General features: G+C 63.7%; 14 protein-coding genes and 2 tRNA genes. 7 read left to right on the top strand and 9 right to left on the bottom strand.

Going from position 1 to position 14311, the window contains the following annotated elements; translation table 11 throughout:
• Position 1: 1 nt before the first annotated feature.
• The 7 genes from rplK to F3W81_RS19535 form a co-directional block, all read right to left on the bottom strand.
• Positions 2-427 carry a 50S ribosomal protein L11 gene (rplK, locus tag F3W81_RS19565; protein WP_193081183.1) on the bottom strand — a complete coding sequence of 142 codons (426 nt, stop codon included), beginning with the start codon at positions 425-427 and terminating at the stop codon, positions 2-4.
• A gap of 107 nt (positions 428-534) precedes the next feature.
• Positions 535-1068 (bottom strand): transcription termination/antitermination protein NusG, encoded by a 534-nt coding sequence (gene nusG, locus F3W81_RS19560; RefSeq protein ID WP_193081182.1) that lies wholly within the window; start codon positions 1066-1068, stop codon positions 535-537.
• Positions 1069-1273: 205 nt separating this feature from the next.
• A complete protein-coding gene (secE, locus tag F3W81_RS19555; RefSeq protein WP_193081180.1) occupies positions 1274-1465 on the bottom strand; it encodes a preprotein translocase subunit SecE in 192 nt (63 codons plus the stop codon).
• 196 nt (positions 1466-1661) lie between these two features.
• A tRNA-Trp gene (locus tag F3W81_RS19550) sits at positions 1662-1737 on the bottom strand.
• A 148-nt stretch (positions 1738-1885) separates the two neighbouring features.
• Complete coding sequence (locus tag F3W81_RS19545; protein ID WP_193081179.1) at positions 1886-2860, bottom strand: zinc transporter ZntB; 975 nt, start codon at positions 2858-2860, stop codon at positions 1886-1888.
• 249 nt (positions 2861-3109) lie between these two features.
• Positions 3110-4285 (bottom strand): elongation factor Tu, encoded by a 1176-nt coding sequence (gene tuf, locus F3W81_RS19540; RefSeq protein WP_193081177.1) that lies wholly within the window; start codon positions 4283-4285, stop codon positions 3110-3112.
• Between the two features lie 266 nt (positions 4286-4551).
• Complete coding sequence (locus tag F3W81_RS19535; RefSeq protein ID WP_193081175.1) at positions 4552-5226, bottom strand: hypothetical protein; 675 nt, start codon at positions 5224-5226, stop codon at positions 4552-4554.
• Positions 5227-5470: 244 nt separating this feature from the next.
• Between F3W81_RS19535 and F3W81_RS19530 the strand changes: the two genes are divergently transcribed.
• Complete coding sequence (locus tag F3W81_RS19530) at positions 5471-6853, top strand: cytochrome P450 (protein ID WP_193081173.1); 1383 nt, start codon at positions 5471-5473, stop codon at positions 6851-6853.
• A 142-nt stretch (positions 6854-6995) separates the two neighbouring features.
• Here F3W81_RS19530 and F3W81_RS19525 read toward each other — a convergent pair whose 3' ends face one another.
• A complete protein-coding gene (locus tag F3W81_RS19525; protein WP_193081172.1) occupies positions 6996-9353 on the bottom strand; it encodes a DNA topoisomerase IV subunit A in 2358 nt (785 codons plus the stop codon).
• A gap of 200 nt (positions 9354-9553) precedes the next feature.
• Between F3W81_RS19525 and F3W81_RS19520 the strand changes: the two genes are divergently transcribed.
• The 4 genes from F3W81_RS19520 (at position 9554) to F3W81_RS19505 (ending at position 12064) form a co-directional block, all read left to right on the top strand.
• Positions 9554-10174: an SH3 domain-containing protein gene (locus tag F3W81_RS19520; RefSeq protein ID WP_193081170.1), complete on the top strand. Its 621-nt coding sequence runs from the start codon at positions 9554-9556 to the stop codon at positions 10172-10174.
• Positions 10175-10311: 137 nt separating this feature from the next.
• Complete coding sequence (locus F3W81_RS19515; RefSeq protein WP_193081168.1) at positions 10312-11148, top strand: SDR family NAD(P)-dependent oxidoreductase; 837 nt, start codon at positions 10312-10314, stop codon at positions 11146-11148.
• Positions 11149-11292: 144 nt separating this feature from the next.
• Complete coding sequence (locus F3W81_RS19510) at positions 11293-11490, top strand: twin transmembrane helix small protein (RefSeq protein ID WP_193081166.1); 198 nt, start codon at positions 11293-11295, stop codon at positions 11488-11490.
• A gap of 1 nt (position 11491) precedes the next feature.
• A complete protein-coding gene (locus F3W81_RS19505) occupies positions 11492-12064 on the top strand; it encodes a cob(I)yrinic acid a,c-diamide adenosyltransferase (protein WP_193081165.1) in 573 nt (190 codons plus the stop codon).
• A 116-nt stretch (positions 12065-12180) separates the two neighbouring features.
• Here the strand turns inward: F3W81_RS19505 and F3W81_RS19500 are convergent, their stop codons facing one another.
• Positions 12181-13167 (bottom strand): 2-hydroxyacid dehydrogenase, encoded by a 987-nt coding sequence (locus F3W81_RS19500; protein ID WP_193081163.1) that lies wholly within the window; start codon positions 13165-13167, stop codon positions 12181-12183.
• A 261-nt stretch (positions 13168-13428) separates the two neighbouring features.
• On the opposite strand from F3W81_RS19500, the gene F3W81_RS19495 reads away from it, so the two are divergent.
• Together F3W81_RS19495 and F3W81_RS19490 are read left to right on the top strand one after the other, a co-directional pair.
• Positions 13429-13953: an SH3 domain-containing protein gene (locus F3W81_RS19495; RefSeq protein WP_226942000.1), complete on the top strand. Its 525-nt coding sequence runs from the start codon at positions 13429-13431 to the stop codon at positions 13951-13953.
• 170 nt (positions 13954-14123) lie between these two features.
• A tRNA-Gln gene (locus tag F3W81_RS19490) sits at positions 14124-14198 on the top strand.
• Positions 14199-14311: the final 113 nt, after the last annotated feature.

Genomic DNA, 14311 nt, shown 5'->3' with positions numbered 1-14311 from the left:
CTTACTTAACCTCGATGCCCATGGAGCGGGCGGAGCCCAGGATGATCTGCATTGCGCCTTCGATGTCGTTGGCGTTCAGATCGCGCATTTTCGCTTCGGCGATTTCTTTCACCTGAGCGATGGTCACCGTACCAACGGTTTCCTTGCCCGGGAGTTTGGCGCCGGATTTCAGGCTTGCAGCCTTCTTGAGGTAATAAGACGCGGGGGGCGTCTTGATTTCCATCGTGAAGGATTTGTCCTGGTAGTAGGAAATCACGGTCGGGCACGGCGCGCCGGGCTCCATTTCCTGCGTCTTGGCGTTGAACGCCTTGCAGAATTCCATGATGTTGATGCCGCGTTGACCCAGGGCCGGGCCGACGGGCGGGGACGGGTTGGCCTGGCCTGCTTTAACTTGCAGCTTCAGGCTACCAATAAGTTTCTTGGCCATGTGGCCTCTCCTATTTTCAAGCGGCGGGAAAATCCCGCCTTACAACTGCCCCGAAGGGCATGCCGTGGTTCGGAGCCGCCGTAGCGCCCCCTCCCACGTCTCGAACATCACGTCTGTTTTGCAACCTGCGTGAATTCCAGCTCGACCGGGGTTTCCCGGCCAAAGATCGAAACCGACACCTTGAGGCGCTGGTTGTCTTCGTCGACTTCCTCGATCATGCCATCGAAGCCCTCGAAGGGGCCGTCGTTGACCTTGACGCGTTCGCCGATCTCGAAGTGAATGAGGGTGCGCGGGGCGTCTTCGCCTTCCTGAACGCGGTTCAGGATCTGGTTCACCTCGGCATCGCGCATCGGCATCGGGCGACCTTGCGGGCCCAGAAAACCGGTGACGCGGTTGATCGAGTTGATCAGGTGATAGCCCGCGTCGGACATCTCCATGTGCACCAGCACGTAACCGGGCATGAAGCGGCGTTCTGCCGTGACCTTCTTGCCGCGACGCACTTCGATCACTTCTTCGGTCGGCACGAGCACTTCGTCGATCTGGTCCTCAAGACCTTTTTCCTCGACGCTCTGCCGGATCTGCTCGGCGATCTTCTTCTCGAAGTTCGAGAGGACGCTGACCGAGTACCACCGCTTTGCCATGTCGTGTCGACCCTTTATTCCATCGCGACCGATCGGTCGAAATTCTGCTATGTCTGTCCAGCCCGGGCTGATCTGCCCAAATGCCGGACCCCCAATAGAAAATCGGCGCAGGGCTCGAATCGCCACGCGCCAAAATTGGGGAATTGGCTGTCAGATACAAACATGCGCCGGAAAGCGCAAGCCTTCCCCCCGACCCTGCGTGACCTCAGCCGAAGAAGCTGAGGATCGCCTGCAGACCCGAACGGATGCCGACATCGACGAGGGCAAAGAAAATAGCCGCCAGCGCAGACATGATGAGCACCATGATGGTGGTCAGCACAACCTCGCGGCGGGTCGGCCATGAGACCTTGCCAATCTCGGCACGGGTCTGCTGGATGAATTGCAGCGGGTTCGCCATGGGTAAAATCCTGTGTCGGTTCTACGTCGGTGTCAGGTAGGTATCGCGCCGGTACATCGACCGACGTTAGATCTGCGCCGACATACGGAAACCAGCGGGGTGTTTCAAGGCCGCATTCAATGCCCGCGCCACAGACATGAGCCCGCGGCGGCCCCGGAGAGGGCTTTGGCAGGTCATCATGTCATGAGATCCGGACTGGCAGGGGCTGAGGGACTCGAACCCACGACCCTCGGTTTTGGAGACCGATGCTCTACCAACTGAGCTAAACCCCTAGTCCGTAGCGCCCGGATACGGCAGCGGGCCATGAAGATCAAGAGGGCCCGCACCGCCTTTTGCCACTTTTCTCGCGTCGTCCGCACGCCGGGGGCAAATCCACCCCATCCCCCCTGCCGGGCAAGGACAAGGGCCCTGCCCGCCGGCTCAGTTCATCCAGCGAAAGACCCGCAGCACCACAACCTGAATGCAGAGAATACCGATCAGAATGGCGGAAAACACCCAGAAGGCATGCGGATCCCCCGCGCCGGGAATGCCGCCAACGTTGATCCCCAGCAGGCCGGTCAGAAAGCCCAGCGGCAGAAACACCCCCGACATGATGGAGATCAGGTACATGTGCCGGTTCAGCCGGTCCGACAGCTGGCCCTGCAATTCGTCGCGCAACACAGACAGATTGTCGCGCAGCTCATCCAGGTTTTCGGCCAGGCGGACCAGCTTGTCATGGGCCTCGTGCAGTTCGCGCAGATCCTGATCCGACAGCAGAGGGCTGCCCGATTCCAGCAGATCGTTGACCGCGTCGCGTTGCGGCGGGGCATGACGGCGCAACTCAACCACCGACAGGCGCAGAGCGACGATCTTGCGGCGCAGCTCGGAGCGGGGCGAATCGATCACCTCGGTCTCCAGAGCCTCAACGCTCTGGTCCAGCTCATGCACGAAGGGGGCGAATCGCGCGTTCAGGCGCGCCGCCAGCAGTGACAGGAACTCGCCCGCGGTCTCGGGACCTTCGCAGAGGGCGACTTCCTTCGCGATATCCTCAAGCGCGCGCACACGCTGGCGCGACAGGGTGACGATGCGATTGGCATCCGCCCAGACGCGCACGGCAACCATGTCCTCGCGGTCCATACCCTCGTTCATGTTGATGCCGCGCAGGATCACCAGCAGCCCGTCACCGATGACATTGGCCCGCTGGCGCGTCTCGGTCTGGGTCAGCGCCTCGGTCACTGTATGATCGAGGTAGTTGAGCTTCATCGACACCCAGTCAGGCGTTTCGGGATCGGCGGCGTCCAGATGTGCCCAGCACAGCGTCTCGGCCTCAAGCAGCTCCTCGATATCCCTGCCGCTCAGCAGTTGGCCGCGGCGATCACCGTTCAGGGCATAGGCAAATTGGCAGGGTTGAGTCATGGGGGGGCGTCCTGATCAGGGCAGGTTGGTCATCGCGAGGATAGAGCGGGGACACGGAAGTTCTAGCGAGAACTGGGCTTTAGCGCAGATCCGCGTCGGGAATGTAAAATGGCGAGGCCAGAGGCCCCGCCATTCGTTGTGTGGTGCATCCGCGGGCAATCTGCGACCGGGTGCCGCTTAAGTCACTTTCCCGTCGGGAAAGTGACCTCGCGCAGTGAAAGACTTTTCGCCGGGGCGAAAAGGTCTTTCTTACTTCAGGATTTTCGAGACGACGCCCGAACCGACAGTCCGGCCACCTTCACGGATAGCGAAGCGGAGCTTCTCTTCCATGGCGATCGGCGCGATCAGTTCGACTTCGAACTTCAGGTTGTCGCCGGGCATGACCATCTCGGTGCCCTCGGGCAGCTTGACGGTGCCGGTGACGTCCGTGGTGCGGAAGTAGAATTGCGGACGGTAGTTCGCAAAGAACGGCGTGTGACGGCCGCCTTCTTCTTTCGTCAGGATGTAGGCTTCGGCTTCAAACTCGGTGTGCGGCTTGACCGAACCGGGCTTGCAGAGCACTTGACCACGTTCCACGCCTTCACGGTCGATGCCGCGCAGCAGGGCGCCGATGTTGTCGCCAGCTTCACCGCGATCGAGCAGTTTGCGGAACATTTCAACGCCGGTGCAGGTGGTTTTACGGGTGTCGCGGATGCCGACGATTTCAAGTTCGTCGCCAACGTTCACGATGCCACGCTCAACACGGCCGGTCACAACAGTACCACGACCCGAGATCGAGAAAACGTCTTCGATCGGCATCAGGAACGGCTGGTCGATGGCACGTGCGGGCTGCGGGATGTAGTCGTCGACAGCCTGCATCAGAGCGCGGATCTTGTCCTCGCCGATGGCTTCGTCACGACCTTCAAGCGCGGCCAGAGCCGAACCCGAAACGATCGGGATATCGTCGCCCGGGTAGTCGTACATGCTCAGCAGTTCGCGGATTTCCATCTCGACGAGCTCAAGCAGCTCTTCGTCGTCGACTTGGTCCACTTTGTTCATGAAGACAACCATCGACGGGATGCCAACCTGACGACCGAGCAGGATGTGCTCGCGCGTTTGGGGCATCGGGCCGTCAGCTGCGTTCACAACCAGGATCGCGCCGTCCATCTGTGCGGCACCGGTGATCATGTTCTTCACATAGTCAGCGTGGCCGGGGCAGTCGACGTGTGCGTAGTGGCGTGCAGCGGTCTCGTATTCCACGTGTGCGGTCGAGATCGTGATGCCACGGGCTTTTTCTTCCGGTGCGCCATCGATCTGATCGTAGGCTTTGAATTCACCAAAGTATTTGGTGATCGCAGCGGTCAGCGTGGTTTTGCCGTGGTCAACGTGACCAATCGTGCCGATGTTGCAGTGCGGCTTGCCGCGCTCAAACTTACCTTTTCCCATCGTAAGGCGCCTCTGTGTTGGGGACCCCCCAAGGTATAGGGCGGGCCGATTTCGCTCCGGGGGGCATTTATTGAGTCTGTGGAGGAAAATCAAGCGGCACGTCGCGCAGCCCTGTGCAACAGGCGCTGCGATTGTTGCAGCTGCGCCAGTCTTTGCCGCCCCGCGACACAGATCCCGGCGCATCCTGGTGCAAAAGCACGCCGCGCCCGCATCGCAGAAACCGGCGATGCGCAGCCTAACCCCTTCGCGGAATGTCGAAAATCAGCTCAGCTTGGGTCTGAGGGCGGGGCCATGGGTTCGGGGAAGACCATGGCAGGCGCAGTGTCGCCCTTGGCCTTGGTCTTGGCCGCTGCGACCTCTTTGCTCTCGGCCGCGAGGACCTCAGGCATTTTCGCCCCGAACCACTCGCGGTTCTGCTGCATCCAGTTCTGAATCTCTTTCGCGGCGTTTCGCGTCAGGTTCTGCATCTGCTCTTCCGGCGACAGCGTCAGCCCCGAACCCATGATCGTCGTCTTGGAGAAACTTTCCAGCACGGTGATCTGATGCGGCTCCTCGTTCAGCTTCTTGCCAGCGGCGTCATCCCAGATGGTGACGTTGATGATCAGCGCCGATTTCGGCGAAAACAGCAGCGGAATGCCCGGGGTGGCCAGCATATAGCCCTCGACCGAGATCCCGAAGTGATAGAGCTGGCTGCCATCGTAGCGGCGGAAACGCTCCTCCACGGCGGCCTTCATCGCCTCCTCGAACTGTTCCGGCGTGGCTTCGCGCGACAACGGCCCCTTCTTCATCTTCTCGGCGACGACGACGTCATGGCCAAGACGGAACTGGCCGAGGTCCTTCATCGGCTCGCCGAGGTCGTCGGAATTGGTGCAGGCGCTCAGGAAGACCCCCGCGGCAAGGGCGACAAGAGACACGCGGATGGCAGAGCGGATGCGGAACATGAGACCCTCGGATGCGATGACAACCCACCTCGCATAGCGGATCGGCCCCGGCTTTACAATTCACCAGCGCATTCCCGCCAAACCTGCTGGGCGCATTGGCGAGGCTCCGCCTGCGCCCCCCCCCCGCAGTCTGTCTGCCACGGCCTCTGTCAGAACCCGTATGTCCGCGGCTCTTTTGAAATTCCCCGCGTCGCGCCTATATCGAAGCGAGAGCCGCGCGCAGTCCGCCGGCAACGGAGGCGCCATGCCCGACACCACCCTGCCAACGCCCGACACCAATGCCCTGCCCGTCCATGTCCCGCTGGTGACCGAGCCGCTGGGCCTCTTCGGCTCGCTCCGCGCCGCACGGCGCAACGTGCTGGAAATCCTGCCACATCTGGCGGTGACCCAACCCATCGTCTCGGGCAAGATGGGCATCCGCTGGCATATGGTGATGGACCCGCAGGCGATCCGCCACATCCTGCTCGAGGCGGTCGAGGATTACCCCAAATCCGATGTCACCAAGAACCTGCTGCGCCCGGCCATCGGCGAATCCCTGTTCATTGCAGAGGGCGCGCACTGGCGCTGGCAGCGACGCGCGGTCGCACCCGTCTTCTCACATCGCAACGTGACGGGCCTTGCGCCGGTGATGTCCATCGCAGCTGACCGCGCCTCCGCCCGCCTCGCTCAGGTCGGGCCAAAGGCAGTCGACATGGCCGATGAAATGGTGCGCGCCACCTTCGAGGTGATCTCCGACGTGACCTTCTCCGGCGGCAAGAGTTTTGACCGTGACGCCGTGCATCGCGCCATTGACGCCTATATTTCCGAGGCGGGCAAGGTCTCGCTGCTCGACATCCTCGGCATGCCGGACTGGATCCCACGCCCCGGCCGCCTGATGTCGGCGCGCACGCTGAAACAGATGAAGGCGATTGCAGACGACGCGATTTCCTCGCGCCGTGACCGCGCGCCAACCGACCTGCCGCCCGACCTGCTCGACCTGCTGCTCGGTGCCGAGGACCCTCAGTCCGAACGCAAGATGAGCGACGCCGAGCTGGCCGACAACCTGCTGACCTTCATCGTCGCGGGGCACGAGACAACGGCCCTCACACTTGGCTGGGCGCTCTACCTCTGCGCTTTCGACCCGAAGATCCAGGAAGCCGCGCGCGACGAAGCCCGCGCCCTGCTTCAGGGCCGCACCGCCACCGCCGAAGATGTCGCCAACCTGCCCCTGACGCGTCAGATCATCGACGAAACCCTGCGCCTCTACCCGCCCGCAGCCCTAGTATCGCGCACCGCTAAACGCGCTGACACCCTCTGTGGCCGCGAGGTGCGCGCAGGCGACACCGTGATGCTGCCGATCTACGCCCTGCACCGCAACGCATTGCTCTGGGACAATCCCGACAGCTTTGCCCCCGCGCGTTTCGCCGATCGCAAGAGCATCGAGCGCTACGCTTACCTGCCTTTCGGCGACGGCCCCCGCGTCTGCATCGGCGCCAGCTTCGCGCTGCAAGAGGCAGTGATCATCCTCGCCACGCTGCTGTCCAGGTTCCGCTTCACCGCCGTGCCGGGCAAATCCCCCAAACCCGTCATGATCCTGACCCTGCGCGCCGAAGGCGGCATCTGGCTGACCGTCGATCCCCTCGACTGACCCGCGGCCTCAGCGCGGACGCCTTATCGTTTCCCTGTTCCAAATATCCCCGCCGGAGGCTTCGGTCCGCAGGATCGAAAACGCCCCGGGCCATAGGCCCGGGGCGCGCTTCGCGGAGGATATTTTGAAACAGGGAAACGTCTCAGGTAAAGGTGTTGTCCCTCGGGAAGCCGCGGGGCGCCATGCGGCCCGTCCCAGCGCGTTTGCCGAGCCAATCCTCGAGGACCATCTCGGTCCGGGTGCGCCCGGCCGGGTCGTGCCAGCTCAGGCCGTCTGCCAGCACAAGTGTTGAGAGGTCAGACAGCCCTCCGTCCTTGTACTTTTGCAGGCGCACGCCCTTGCCGCGGGTCATCTCGGGCAGTTCTTCCAGCGGGAAGATCAGCACTTTGCGGTTCTCGCCCACAACGGCGACGTGATCGCCCCAGACCGGCTTGACCAGCAGCGCACGCACATCATCGCGCACGTTCAGGATCTGCTTGCCGGAGCGGGTTTGTGCCACCACATCGTCTTCGGGCACGATGAAGCCATCGCCCGCCGAGGAGGCGACGATCAGCCGCTCGCCGGGGCGGTGGATGCGCATCTCGACGATTTCAGTCTCGTTCGGCAGATCGACCATCAAGCGCAGCGGTTCGCCCATGCCGCGGCCGCCTGGCAGGTTGGCGGCCATCAGCGTGTAGAAGCGCCCGTTCGAGCCGAAGACCAGCAGCTTGTCCGTCGTCTCGGCGTGGAACGCAAAGCGGCCCTCGTCACCGTCCTTGAACTTCAGCGGCTGCGCGAGGTCGAGGTGGCCCTTCATCGCCCGGATCCAGCCCATTTTCGAGCAGACGACCGTCAGCGGCTCGCGGTCGATCATGGCTTCCAGCGGGACCTCCTCGGCCTCGGCGGCGGCTTCGATCAGGGTGCGGCGCGCGCCTCCGTAGTAGTCCTTGCCGAAGGCCTTGCGGGTCTCGCGCATCTGCTCGGCGATCCGCGTCCACTGCAGTTCGGGCGTGGTGAGCAGGTCGTCGAGGCCGGCGCGTTCTTCGATCAGGGCGTCGCGTTCGCGGATCAGCTCCATTTCCTCAAGCCGGCGCAAGCTGCGCAGGCGCATGTTGAGGATGGCTTCGGTCTGGATCTCGGTCAGCTCGCCGTCATCGCCCTGGCCCAGCGGCGAGACATAGCTTTTCTCGTCACGCGCCCGGCCCCGCTTCTTGGCCCATTCCTCGGCCATCAGCGCGGATTTGGGATCCTCGTCGTAGCGGATGATGTCGATCACCCGGTCGAGGTTGAGGAAGGCGGTGATGAAGCCTTCCAGCACTTCCAGCCGGTGGTCGATCTTTTCGAGACGATACTGCGAGCGGCGTTGCAACACGTCGCGGCGGTGATCGAGGAAGGCGCGCAGCACTTCCTTCATCGAGCAGACCTTGGGCGTCAGCCCGTCGATCAGCACGTTCATGTTCATCGAAAACCGCAGCTCCAGATCGCAGTTGCGATAGAGCAGGTTCATCAGCACGTCCGGATCGACGGTTTTCGAGCGCGGCTCAAGCACCAGCCGCACGTCTTCCGCGGATTCGTCGCGCACATCGGCCAGGATCGGCACCCGCTTGGTCTGGATCAGATCTGCAAGCCGTTCGACAAGCTTGGATTTCTGCACCTGATAGGGGATCTCGGTGACGACGATCTGCCAGAGACCGCGCGGCAGTTCTTCCTTTTCCCACTTGCAGCGCAGGCGGAAGCCGCCGCGCCCGGTGCGATAGGCCTGGGCGATGTTCTCCGGGCTTTCCACCAGCACGCCACCGGTCGGAAAATCCGGGCCGGGGACGAATTTCAGCAGCGAGTCATCGGGCGCATCCGGTGTCTTGATCAGATGCAGACAGGCGTTGCACAGTTCGACGATATTGTGCGGCGGGATGTTCGTCGCCATGCCGACCGCGATCCCGGAGGAACCGTTCGCCAGCAGGTTCGGAAACGCCGCAGGCAGCACCACGGGTTCCTGCAGCGTGCCATCGTAGTTGTCGCGGAAATCGACGGCGTTTTCCGTCAGACCTTCCATCATGGCATCGGCCACGACGGTCAGCCGCGCTTCGGTATAGCGCGAGGCAGCCGGGTTATCGCCGTCGATATTGCCGAAGTTACCCTGGCCGTCGACCAGCGGATAACGCACGTTGAAATCCTGCGCCAGTCGCGCCATCGCGTCATAGATCGCGGTATCGCCGTGCGGGTGATAGTTGCCCATCACGTCGCCCGAGATCTTGGAGCTTTTGCGGAAGCGCGAGTTCGGCCCCAGCTTCAGCTCTCGCATCGCATAGAGGATGCGGCGGTGCACCGGCTTCAGCCCGTCGCGGGCATCGGGCAGCGCACGGTGCATGATGGTGGACAGCGCATAGGTCAGGTACCGGTCGCCGATGGCACGGCGCAACGGTTCCGCAAGCACTTCATGCGCAATCTTCGGGCTGGCGTCGGCACCAGCTTTCGGGGCCTTTTTCGGGCCGGTCTTGGGATCTTCGGGGGTATCGCTCATGACGCGGTGATAGCCGCAGGTCGGGCCACGGTAAAGCCGTCAGTTTCGCTGTAGCTTGCGGCCTCTGGTGCGCGCCTGTTTCAGCGGCATCCCCAAGCCGACCTGGGGTCGCCCCAAAAGACAATGCACGATCTGTTCACGTTTTCGGGAACCTTTCGGCGGTCCGGTGGTTGACCCTACGAGACCATTGGAGGCCTGTTATGTTCAAGTTCATGTCCGCGACCACCCTTCTGCTTGCCGGTGTTTTCTTTCAGGCGAGCGGCGGCTTCGACTTCCAGCCGCGCTCGGCCGAGGCTGACACCTCCGAGACGGGGGCCAAGACCACCGCTGAGCTGGCGGACGCTGCACCCGGTGCCGGTATCGGTGCGACGCAGACCCCCGGCAACATGATTGCCGCGAACATGGCCAAGACACAGTCCGCGACCAGCCTGCCCGGATACCCCGATGCGGTCGTGACTCTGGCCTCCATGCCCGTCGCCGACAAGAGCGCGCAGATCGACCCCTCCGTCTCTGCGCTCCCGCTGGCAAAGATCTCCCAGGTCGCGTCCAAGACCCCCTCTTCGACCCTGCCCGCAGGGGCTGAGCGCCGCGCTATTGCCGCCGCCGCCCTTCAGGCGGCCGCCGATGTGCGAGCCGTTGCAGGCAGCCACGTCAATCTGCGCCAAGGCCCCGGCACCAGCTTCGGCGTCGTCGATCAGCTGGGTCAGGGCGAGACGGTCGAGGTGATCGGACAGGAACGCAGCTGGCTGAAACTGCGCGTCGCCGAAACCGGGCGGATCGGCTGGATGGCTGATTTTCTGGTCACTGCCGCCGCGAACTGATCGCCGCCAATTTGATGCCCGACAATTGATACCCAAGGAAGCCTCCCCTTCCCGAACGCGCCCCTGACCGGGCGCGTTTTTTGTTGCGGCGCGGCTGCCCCTTGCCCTGCCGTCTCGGTCACGGCATCACTTCGGGCATGAAAACAATCCTGATCACCGGCTGCTCCAGCGGCATCGGACGTGACGCGGCTCTCGGCCTCAAGGCCCATGGCTGGCGCGTTTTCGCCAGCGTGCGCCGCCCCGCCGACATGGCCCGCCTTGCGGACGAGGGGCTAGAGGCGCTGCACCTCGATTACGCCGACCAGAGCAGCATCGAGGCTGCCGTCGCCCATGTTCTGAGCGCGACCGGCGGGCGTCTTGATGCCGTGTTCAACAACGGCGCCTTCGCCATTCCCGGCCCGCTGGAGGATATCCCCCGCGACGCCATGCGCGCGCAGTTCGAGGTCAATCTCCTCGGCCCGCACGCCCTGACACGCGCCGTCATCCCGGCGATGCGACGGCAGGGGCATGGGCGAATCGTCAATTGTTCCTCGGTGCTTGGGCTGGTCGCGGCGCCGTGGCGCGGGCCCTATAACGCCAGCAAATTCGCGCTGGAGGGGATGACCGATACCCTGCGGGTCGAGCTCGCGGGAACAGGCATTCACCCGATCCTGATCGAGCCAGGCCCGATCCGCACCGACTTCCGCAAGAACGCCATCGCCGCCTTTGAGCATTGGGTGGACTGGGAGGCCTCCGAACGGGCGCAGGACTATCGCGACTGGCTGCTCGACAAGCTCTACAAGCGCGGGGCTTCGGCGGGCAAACCCGACCGCTTCGAGCTGGGTCCGGAGGCGGTGACCGCCAAGCTGATCCGCGCGCTGGAGGATCCCCGGCCAAAGGCCCGCTACATGGTGACGACGCCGACCTATAGCGCCGCCGTGATCCGCCGCCTGCTGCCCGCGCGCCTGATCGACCGGCTGGTGCGCAACGCCTGAAGGCGCGCCCGGTGAGCCCGCCGCCCCCCTGCGGCGGTTTTTCCTGTTCGCTTTTGGCCCCGTCCCCTCTAGATGGGGAAGAGGCACCCGCCAGCCGAAAAGGCCACTATCCTGTGACCGACCGGGGCCAAAAGGAGCTGACCCATGGGACGTGATCCTGTCTTCCTCGCCGCTGCCGCTGCCGTGCTGCTGGTGGCGCTGATCCTGGCACTGGGGATCGGCAATTTCGCCAAGGGCGGCGATGCCAAGAAATCCAACAAACTGATGCAATGGCGGATCATCGCGCAGTTCGGGGCGGTCGTTCTGATCGTGCTGTTCGTGCTGATCCGCAGAGGGGGCTGACATGGTCGTTCTGTCGAAAATCTATACACGCACCGGCGACGCCGGGGATACCGCATTGGGCGATGGCAGCCGGGTGCCGAAACCCTCCGACCGGGTCGAGGCCTATGGCACCGTGGATGAAACCAACGCCACCGTCGGGCTGGCCCGGCTGCACGCGGAGGGCGAAATGGACGCGGCGCTGGCCCGTATCCAGAACGACCTGTTCGACCTCGGCGCGGATCTGTGTCGCCCGGGGATGGAAAAGGACGCCGTGGCCGAATACCCGCCGCTGCGCATGATCGCCGCGCAGGTCGACCGGCTGGAGGCCGAGATCGACGTGATGAACGCCGATCTGAAACCGCTGCGCAGTTTCGTGCTGCCCGGTGGTTCGGCTTTGGCGGCGCATCTGCATCTGTGCCGCACCGTCAGCCGCCGCGCCGAGCGTCTGTCGGTCGCGCTGATGCTGGACGAGGGCTGCAATCCGCTGGCGGTGAAGTACCTCAACCGGCTGAGCGACTGGTTCTTTGTCGCCTCGCGCGCAGCCAATGACGGCGGCGCGGGGGATGTGCTCTGGGTGCCGGGCGCCAATCGCTGAAGGCGGCGCGGGCTGCGGGCTTGGAGGGGGCTCTGCCCCCGGCCTGCGGCCTCCCCCGAAGTATTTCTGGCAAGATGACGGGTGGCGCGGGGTCTGCAGAGGTGTGGCGTCGCGCTTCAGATCATGGCGGGCAGGACCAGGTCGGGGGGGCGGTGGCCGTCGGCGAAGGTCTTGATGTTGATCAGGACTTTCTCGCCCATCTCGATGCGGCCCTCGATCGTTGCGGAGGCCATGTGCGGCAGCAGCACGACGTTCTTGAGCTCGCGCAGGCGCGGGTTGGCATCGCGGCCGTAGCGGAAGACGTCGAGGCCGGCGCCGGCGATTTCGCCCGCGCGCAGCATCCGCGTCAGCGCATTTTCATCAATGACATCGCCCCGGGAGGTGTTGACGATCACCGCTTCGGGCTTGAGCAGCTTGAGCCGGCGGGCGTTCAGCAGGTGGAAGGTCGAGGGGGTGTGCGGGCAGTTCACCGAGATCACGTCCATCCGCGCCACCATCTGGTCGAGGCTTTCCCAGTAACGCGCCGAGAGTTCTGATTCGGTTTCCTCGCGCAGGCGGCGGCGGTTGTGGTAGTGGACCTGCATGCCGAAGGCGCGCGCCCGGCGGGCCACCGCCTGCCCGATCCGCCCCATGCCGAGGATGCCGATCCGCTTGCCGGTGATGCGGCTGCCGAGCATGGAATTGGGGCTCCAGCCGGTCCATTCATCCGCCTGCATCATCGCGAGGCCTTCGGGGACCCGGCGCAGCAGTGCCAGGATCAGCGCGATGGTCATGTCGGCGGTGTCTTCGGTCACCACGTCCGGCGTGTTGCACACCAGAATGCCGCGCTGGCGCGCTGTGGCGACGTCGATGTGGTCGACCCCGGCGCCGTAGTTGGCGATCAGGCGCAGCTGTTCGCCGGCCTGGCTGAGCAGCGACTGGTCGATCACGTCCCGCAGATTGGGCACCAGCACATCGGCGTGACGCACCGCTTCGACCAGTTCCTCGCGCGTCATGGGGCGGTCTTCGGGGCCCAGGGTGACGTCGAACAGCTCGCTCAGACGGGCCTCGACCCGCTCCGGCAGGCGTCGCGTTACAACAACACTCAGGCGTTGAGATGGCATAGATTTCCTCCGGCGGCTTCCCAATCAGGCGCTTTGGGGGCAAGGTGGCGCAAAGTGACCGGGGGCACAAGAACTCTGGCGCTGATGAGGCAAGAACAGGCGACGACAATGAGCCCTTGGCGAATGAGCGCGATTGCGCTGTCCATATCCCTATTCTCGGTCGCAGGCTTTCTGGTGGCAGAAGAGCTGCCCGGCGAGGAAAGCCCCGATATCCCGTCCGAATTCTCAGACTCCGACGCGGTGCCCGATACCCCTGTGCTGATGGCCCCCGAGGACACCCGCGCCGCCGCCAGTGCGATCCCCGGCGTGCTGCCCGCCCCCCTGCCCGACCCAGAGCAGAGCAACGGCTCTGGCCCCGTGCTGGGCCCTGTCACCAATCTGCCGCTGCCGCGGTTTCTGTCGATGAAGACCGAACGCACCAATGTGCGCCGGGGCCCCAGCAAGACGCATCGAATCGACTGGGAGTTCCTGCGCCGTGGCATGCCGGTCGAGGTGGTCGCCGAATATGGCCACTGGCGGCGGATCCGCGATCATGATGGCATGGGCGGCTGGGTGCATTATGCGCTGATCTCGGGGCATCGCACGGTGCTTGTCGAACAGGACATGCTGGAGCTGCGGTTCCGTCCCGACAGCGATTCCCGCATCACCGCGAAGCTCGAAGCCGGGGTGATTGCCGATCTCGATGAATGCACGCTCGACTGGTGCAAGGTTTCCGTCGCCGGCTACAAAGGCTGGGCTCCGAAAACCGCGCTCTGGGGTGTCATGGCCGACGAGATCCGCGAGTAAGCCGCGACACGGCCTCGGTTTCTCTTATTTTCAACGGTTGCGGCGCGGCCCTGCCCCCTGTGGTGAGCCCGCGGAGAAGCGGACGGAAAAATTAGCTTTCGATGTCGTGCATTTTTCCGTGCGAAAGGGGTTGAACACGCGGCAAGTCCAGAGTAATCAGCGCTCCAAGTTGGGATGTAGCCAAGTGGTAAGGCAACTGTTTTTGGTACAGTGTACCGTAGGTTCGAATCCTACCATCCCAGCCAACTCACTCAAGAAATATTGCGATATCAGATACTTCAGGTTCTTGCCTGCGGTGGTTTGAGGTACAGGTTACACAAGCGTTTACACGCAAGGTGACACACGGGGTGACACAGCC

The sequence above is a fragment of the Pseudooceanicola spongiae genome (assembly GCF_014899185.1).
Taxonomy (GTDB): domain Bacteria; phylum Pseudomonadota; class Alphaproteobacteria; order Rhodobacterales; family Rhodobacteraceae; genus Pseudooceanicola; species Pseudooceanicola spongiae.
The sequence above is the reverse complement of the archived record's forward strand: the minus strand, read 5'-3'. Positions and strand labels throughout refer to the sequence as shown.